The organism is Sphingobacterium corticibacterium, assembly GCF_004208525.1.
In the GTDB taxonomy this organism is placed as follows: Bacteria; Bacteroidota; Bacteroidia; order Sphingobacteriales; family Sphingobacteriaceae; genus Sphingobacterium; species Sphingobacterium corticibacterium.
Map to the genome: position 1 here is coordinate 1 of NZ_SGIT01000011.1, position 738 is coordinate 738.

Here is a 738-nt window from a genome sequence, read left to right on the forward strand (position 1 = left end):
CGGAAACCCGCGGATCAAGTCGTATGTGCCGATCCCCGCGGCTTATCGCAGCTTGTCGCGTCCTTCTTCGCCTCTGGGAGCCTAGGCATCCCCCGTGTGCCCTTATTTACTTTCTTCCGTCTGCTGCTCCTTTTGCCTAGCAGCAGACTGCCTCCGTCCTGTCCATGCAGTGCTGCATGGACGGACTTCCTCTGTCCTCTCTTTTATATTCTTTTCTTTCCCAATATGTCAAAGAACGCTATACCCTCCCCCCAGGGAAGGGCAACGTGGAGAATAACGGATTCGAACCGTTGACCCCCTGCGTGCAAGGCAGGTGCTCTAGCCAGCTGAGCTAATTCCCCTTTTTTAATGGTAGATCGTGAACGGTTGACCAGCAATGAACATACATTGACAGCTAAACATCAACAGCCCCCCATTATCATGGTAGTCCCGAGCAGATTTGAACTGCTGACCCCTACATTATCAGTGTAGTGCTCTAACCAACTGAGCTACGGGACTGGATCGTCCCGAAATCCAGGGTAAGGCGCTGCCTCCTGGTACGGGAGCTCAATACCAATGGTATAATCCACGGTGTCTCCTGATAGACAAAGATCATGAATGCGCGCAGCAGGACCGGTCCGGACGCTCCAGAAAGGAGGTATTCCAGCCGCACCTTCCGGTACGGCTACCTTGTTACGACTTAGCCCCAATTACCAGTATTGCCCTGACACGCTCCTTGCGGTTACATGCTTTAGGCAC

General features: G+C 53.1%; 2 tRNA genes and 2 rRNA genes. All 4 read right to left on the bottom strand.

What is annotated here, in order from left to right:
* A 23S ribosomal RNA gene (locus EWE74_RS21015) occupies positions 1-116 on the bottom strand; the annotation flags it as partial.
* Between the two features lie 151 nt (positions 117-267).
* Positions 268-341 (bottom strand) — tRNA-Ala (locus tag EWE74_RS21020).
* Positions 342-421: 80 nt separating this feature from the next.
* Positions 422-498: transfer RNA gene (locus tag EWE74_RS21025), tRNA-Ile, on the bottom strand.
* A gap of 132 nt (positions 499-630) precedes the next feature.
* Positions 631-738, bottom strand: a 16S ribosomal RNA gene (locus tag EWE74_RS21030); the annotation flags it as partial.